A 6133-nucleotide genomic window follows, 5' to 3' on the forward strand; every position below is an offset into this window, starting at 1 on the left:
GATGGGTGAGGTAGTCGTCGAAGCCATCCGGGACAAGGGCTTTGGCCAGAACCCAGCCTTCGCGGGCGGTCGCGACCTCGTCCGCGGGGAACCCGGCACGTGGGGTCCAGATCCGAGAAATCCGGCGCTAAGCGAATTCACTTGCGGCTGTTGGTGTTTGCCCGATTTAAGCTGCTGAGGTCCCGAACTGACGCGACTCGAGGAAATTCGGGTAGCCGCCGAGCGGGGTTCGCCGAGCTCGCCCGGACATCCCGTGGACGAACACGTCGCCGAAATCCGCGACGACCCGCCACGGTTACAGACCGGGCCACCGACGAGCTGGTGGGCGCGGAGATCGGGTGGCCCGGTACGGGAGGTTTGGCAATGGCCGACGAGCGCGGTGGTGAGTTTGCGGGCGGCAGTCCGGGGGCGCCGGCGCACTGCGCGGCCGGCGGCTCCGAAGGATCCCCGCCCGCGTCGCCTCGGCTTCCGGTCTCATTGGTCGATCATGCGAATGCCGTGGTCGCCGTATCGGGCTCCCTGGGCTCCGGTGGCGGGGACGGCGGCGTCGATGGCACTGAGGTCGGCCGCAGTCAGGTGCAGATCGAGGGCCGCCAGGTTGTCGCGCAGGTGGGGGCGGCGCGAGCTGCCGGGGATGGGGATGACGTCGCTGCCGCGGGTGAGGAGCCAGGCGAGGGCGACCTGGGCGGGGGTGGCGCCCTTGGCGGTGGCGAGTCGGGTGATGGTGTCGACGACGGCCAGGTTGGCCTCGAGGTCGTCGCCGTTGTAGCGGGGAGCGGTGGCGCGGAAGTCGCCGCGCTCGTAGCGTGTGGTGGCGCGGACGGCTCCGGTGAGCAGGCCGCGGCCGAGTGGGCTGTAGGCGACCAGGACGGCGCCGAGGTCCCGGAGCGTGGGCAGGATGTCGTTTTCGACATGGCGTTCCCACAGCGAGTACTCGGTCTGGACAGCGCTGATCGGGTGGATGGCATGGGCGCGTCGTAGGGTGGTGGCGGAGACTTCGGACAGGCCGATGCGGCCCACCTTGCCCTCGGTGACCAGGTCGGCCAGCGCACCGACCGACTCCTCGACGGGGACGGCGGGGTCGATGCGGGCGAGGTAGTACACGTCGATGTGGTCGGTGCACAGCCTGCGCAGCGACGCTTCGCAGGCGCGGCGCAGATCATTGGGTGAACCGGCAGGGACCAGACCTTCGGCGGTGCGCCGGACGCCCGTCTTGGTGGCGAGCACGACCCGATCGCGGTTCGGTGCGAGGGTCAGGCCCAGGAGTTCCTCGTTCGCCCCGTTGCCGTAGAAGTCGCCGGTGTCGAAGAGGGTGATGCCGGAGTCGAGGGCTTCCAGCAGGGTGGCCGCGGCCTCGTATGGGTCGGCGGGACCGTAGCTGCCGGTCATACTCATGCAGCCGAGGCCGAGGCGGGAGACCGTGGGACCGACGGGCCAGGGAGCGGTGGCGTTCATTGTTCCTCCGTCAGATTGCCAGGGCCGCGCGGAGGAATTCGAGGATCTCCGCCCGGGCGGCCTCGGCTTGCGGTTCCATGCCCGGCAGGGTGAGGAACGCGTGCCGCGCTCCCGGGTATTCGGTGAGTTGCACAGACGTCCCGGCAGCTTGCAGTCGCTCGGCGTAGCGGCGGCCGTGATCGGCGAGTGCGTCCCGGGTCGGCACCACGACCAGCGCGGGGGCGAGCCCGCTCAGGTCGTCGGCGTACAGCGGCGAGAATGTGCGGGCGTCGGTTCCCGGCGGGATGGCGAACCGCCGCAGGAGCTGCAGTACCGGCAGGGCAGGGCTTGGATTGTAGGCGTATTCCGTGGTGGAGGGATAGTCGTACATCGTCTCGGTCACCTCGACTGCGGGGTTGACCAGCACCTGCGCGGCGAGGCGCAGGCCGGCGTTCCGCGCCCGGATTGCGGTCAGGGCGCTGATCAGCGCGCCGAAGCTCTCGCCGAAGACGGCTGTGCGCGCCGGGTCGGCACCCCATTGCGCGGCGTGGCGCACGACGTGCTCGAGCACGTCCCAGCCGTCGTCGGCGGCGTGCGCGAGCGTGCTGTCCGGGTCGACGAGGCGGTGCTCGACCGAGACGACGAGCGCGGGCAGGTGGGCGGCGAGGTGGCTGTTGGTCCAGTCGCATTGCGCCGCGGTGCCTACGAAACCGCCGCCGTGCACGTGGATCACGAGGGGCAGGTTGGTTCGGGTGTCGGCCTCGCCGTCGCTCGTCGACGCCGGCCGGTACACCCGGACCGGAAGGTCGCGGCCCGGCAGTGCCAACTCCTGCCACTCGATCGCGGCCCCGGCGTCCGGCTCCCCGATGATCGGCCACGCGGCGCTGGAGGCCCGCCAGCGATTCTCCGCGTCGCGATAGGCGATCAGTTTCTCGGGTGTCATCGCCGAGAACTGCGGCGCGGGTGGCCGCTGCGCAGCGGTGGTCTCGCTCATGTCCGTCTCTCTCCTTCTCCCGGTCAGGCTTCTCGGCCAGCCGATGCACACAGTGTTGCACGCACTGCGTGCATCAGCAAGTGCATCGGCTATGCTGAGCCTGGACGAGAGGGGCGAGATGACAGGCCGCAGGCGTTGGTCGACCGAAGACATCCTGGACACGGCGGCGGAGCTGCTGCGCACGAGCGACGCCGAGTCGTTCAGCGTGCGCAAGTTGGCCGCAGCGCTCGAGACCGACTCCTCCAGCCTCTACCGGCATTTCCGCAACAAGACCGAGCTGCTGCGCGCGGTCGCCGACCGGATCCTGGTGGCCGCGATGGACGGCTACCGCCCCGAGGGCGACTGGAAGCAGCGCATCACCGCCACAGCCCTGCGCGTGCGAGAGGCCTTCGGCCGGCACCCCCAACTCGCCGCGCTCTGGGGACGCTACGGCTCCGGCGGCACCGGTTCCCGGCTGGTCATGGAGGAGGTCCTGCAGGCCTTGCGGGCCTCAGGCCTGCCCGATGAGGAAATTCCGCGCCACTACCACCGGATCGTGATCCTGCTCGCCGCGCTGATCGCCTCCGAGGCCGGCATCGACACCCTCACCCCCGGTGAGTACGAACAGGGCATCGAACAGTTCCGCGTCGCGGTCCTGGGCGCCGACCCAGACCGCTTCCCCGCCCTGGCCCACTTCGCTCGCGAGATCCGCCCCCTCGGGGTCGACCGCCGCGCCGCATTCGACGAGATCCTCGCCGCCCACCTCGCCCGGATCCAGGCCGCAATTCCCTGACGCGCAGGCGCGTCGGAGCCGTCCGCCCAAATCTGCGAAATCCGGCGCTAAGGAGTTAGCGCAGACAAATGCCAATTATCTGCGGTAACTCCGGCGCTGACCTGGGCAGATGCACCCGCCAGGTGGTCCGACTCCGCGAATTATCTGCGATAGCGGGCTTACCGCCGGATTCCGGCGGTTTGGACCCCACGTGCCGATATCGACGCCGAACTCGCTGCCCTCGGACCCACTGGATACCGGCCGCTACGGGTTCGCGACACCCTGTTTTGATCATGACTGATTGCTGCGGCCGAATGGCGGTCTTCACCTGGCTGGTCGGGCACCGTACCGGGAGAGCCGGCCGCGGATCCGGGGTTCCGGTAGCAACGCATGCGCTGCCCTGGTTTCGGGTCGAGAATGGCTACGGGCGTTGTGGTTTCTGCATTTTCGTCAGCAGCGCGAGCAGGGTGTCCTGTTCCTGCGTGTCCAGGCCGGTGAACAGGCCGGAGGCGTGCAGCCGTGTTCGCAGCGCCTCCCACAGTTCGTGCCCGTGTTCGGTGAGGGCCAGGGTGCGCTTGCGGCCGTCGGCGGGATGGGGTTGACGGGCGATGAGTTCCATGCTTTGGAGTTTGTCGGCGGCGAGACTGACCGTGGAGGGGTCGCAGCGCAGGCGAGCCGCGATGTCGCGCATGGTCGGCGGCTCGGTTCCCGGGGCGAGGGCCCACAGTGTGCTGGCGACCGACGCCGGGACCCCGAACTCGCTGAGCACCTGGGCCACGACCCCGTTCGCGGTGTTTGCCACCTGCATGAGAACGCGGACGATCTCGGCCTTGCGCTCGACGTCCGCGCGGTGAGCCGCCGGTGTCTCCACGTCTCTTCCCACGGTCATGCGACGATGATACCCTCCAATATCAATGAGAAACTCAATGATATTGGAGAAGTAAATGAACGGTGACCACAGCGGGCAAACAGTGCTCGTCACAGGTGGAACCGGCTACCTGGCCGGCTGGGTGATCGCGGGCCTGCTCCAACGCGACTACCGGGTACGCACCACCGTGCGCGACCTCGACAAGGCGGCGCAGGTGCGCGCAGCCGTCAGCGAGCAGGCGGGCGCAGGAGCGGCCCGGGCCGTCGAGTTCGCGGCCGTTGATCTGCTTCGCGACGACGGTTGGGACGAGGCGGTCGCGGGTACCGACTACGTGCTGCACACGGCCTCACCGATGCCGTTCGGCTCGGGCGTGGACCTCATCACCACCGCCCGCGAGGGCACTCGCCGCGTTCTGGGCGCTGCCGCGCGGGCGGGGGTGCGGCGTGCCGTGCTCACCTCGTCCGGCGTCACGGCCGACCCCGGCGACCCGGACACGCCCGCGACCGAGGCGGCATGGACCGTGCCGTCGGGCACCCCACTGCGCGCGTACCCCGATTCCAAGATCCTCGCCGAGCGCGACGCCTGGGGACTCGCCGCCGCGACCGGGCTCGAACTGACCGCCGTCCTCCCGACATTCATGCAAGGCCCCATGCTGGGCACGAGCAGGCCGGGCACGGTCGACATCATCCGCCGCCTGCTCACCGGCAAGATCCCCGCCATCCCGAACATCGGCTGGAACGTCGTCGACGTCCGCGATATCGCCGAGCTCCACATCCTCGCCATGACGAGCCCCGCCGCCGCGGGCCAGCGCTACCTCGGTGCGGGCAACTTCGTGTGGTACCGCGACATCGCCGCCATCCTGCGCGAGCAGCTCCCGGAGGATGCCGCCAAGGTGCCCACGCGCGCCATGCCCGACATCCTCGTCACACTGCTGGCGCGGTGGAACCCGCAGATGGCGATGCTGCGCCCCGAGCTTGGCCGCGTCAGGCTCGTCGACAGCGGCAAAGCACGGACCCAGCTGGGCTGGCATCCTCGCCCCACCGAACAGACCATCATCGACACCGCCACCGCGCTCATCACCGAATCACGACAGGGGCTGGCAGCATGATGTTCCCACCGAGGCAACGCAATTCGGTGCAGCCGAACGCGTGCCCTGCTGTCCCCGCCTACTCGCTGGCCGAGCGGGACCGGCGCTGGAACCTGGCTCGCAGCTTCATGGAAGACGAGGATCTCGACGCTTTGGTCGTGTTCGGCGAAGGCGACGCAGGACCCGCCCCCTTCGCCTTCGACAGCTGGTTCACCAATGATCGACCGGGCGTCCTACTCGTCTTCCCCCGCGACCGGACACCAATAGCGCTCGTGCCGATCCCGACGTTTCTCTTCGACCATCGAGAAGCAGTGCGCAGGGGCGATGAAATGTGGCTCGCCGCAATGGATCTGCGTCTGGGCCGGCAGTCCCCGCAGCTCGTCCAGACTTTGCAGGACCTGGGCCTCGGCAACGGCTCCATCGGGGTCATGGGCCTCGACCCGTACCTTCCCGCCCATCCCGAAGGCCGAATCCCGCACCCGTTCTGGGACACCGTGCTGAACCTGCTGCCCGGCACCGACTTCCGCAATGTCGGACTCGCGTTCGCCCGCCTCATGATGCCGCTGAGCGCCGAAGAGATCGCCGTAGTGCGTCATGCCGCCCGCATCGGCGACGCGATGGCAGAGGCCATGGTGGCCACAGCCGCCCCGGGCGTTTCCGAAGCTGAAGTGTTCGCCGCGGCAATGGCCACCTCGTTCCGGTACGGCACACTCGCGCCGCACATGCACTTCTGCTCGGGCCCGGCACCCTCGGCATCCGGACAGCCCACGTGGGGTTACCGCCCGCAAGCGCCGCGCATCCTGGCCGAAGGCGACCTCATCGCCACCGAGATCTTCAGTTACTTCGGCGGCCGCCAAACCCAGCATCAAGCGGCAATCGCCATCGGCGAGGTGCACCCGATGATCTGACTGGAGCCCGCTGAGCAGGTCCAGCGGTTGTGGGAGTTCTGATGCACCAGAATGGGTGCAGGAGGACGGTTCACGACATGACGCGACGACG

6 protein-coding genes are annotated in these 6133 nt (G+C 69.0%); 3 read left to right on the top strand and 3 right to left on the bottom strand.

Annotation, left to right across the window (positions count from 1 at the left end):
• Positions 1-474 precede the first annotated feature (474 nt).
• On the bottom strand, positions 475-1455 hold the full coding sequence (locus ACFXHE_RS43915; RefSeq protein ID WP_379391704.1) for an aldo/keto reductase: 981 nt from the start codon (positions 1453-1455) through the stop codon (positions 475-477).
• Between the two features lie 10 nt (positions 1456-1465).
• On the bottom strand, positions 1466-2428 hold the full coding sequence (locus ACFXHE_RS43920; protein WP_379391706.1) for an alpha/beta hydrolase: 963 nt from the start codon (positions 2426-2428) through the stop codon (positions 1466-1468).
• Between the two features lie 118 nt (positions 2429-2546).
• Here ACFXHE_RS43920 and ACFXHE_RS43925 point away from each other — a divergent pair, with 118 nt between their 5' ends.
• The gene (locus ACFXHE_RS43925) at positions 2547-3200 is read left to right on the top strand and encodes a TetR/AcrR family transcriptional regulator (RefSeq protein ID WP_379391708.1); all 654 of its coding nucleotides are present in this window, start codon (positions 2547-2549) and stop codon (positions 3198-3200) included.
• A gap of 400 nt (positions 3201-3600) precedes the next feature.
• Here ACFXHE_RS43925 and ACFXHE_RS43930 read toward each other — a convergent pair whose 3' ends face one another.
• The gene (locus ACFXHE_RS43930; protein WP_379391710.1) at positions 3601-4068 is read right to left on the bottom strand and encodes a MarR family winged helix-turn-helix transcriptional regulator; all 468 of its coding nucleotides are present in this window, start codon (positions 4066-4068) and stop codon (positions 3601-3603) included.
• Between the two features lie 55 nt (positions 4069-4123).
• Here ACFXHE_RS43930 and ACFXHE_RS43935 point away from each other — a divergent pair, with 55 nt between their 5' ends.
• Positions 4124-5155, top strand: coding sequence for an NAD-dependent epimerase/dehydratase family protein (locus ACFXHE_RS43935; protein WP_379391712.1), 1032 nt, complete (start codon positions 4124-4126; stop codon positions 5153-5155).
• Positions 5152-6042: a hypothetical protein gene (locus tag ACFXHE_RS43940; RefSeq protein WP_379391714.1), complete on the top strand. Its 891-nt coding sequence runs from the start codon at positions 5152-5154 to the stop codon at positions 6040-6042. The genes ACFXHE_RS43935 and ACFXHE_RS43940 overlap by 4 nt, the downstream gene beginning before the upstream one ends.
• Positions 6043-6133: the final 91 nt, after the last annotated feature.

Origin of the sequence: Nocardia sp. NPDC059229, assembly GCF_042754165.1 — a bacterium.
Taxonomy (GTDB): domain Bacteria; phylum Actinomycetota; class Actinomycetes; order Mycobacteriales; family Mycobacteriaceae; genus Nocardia.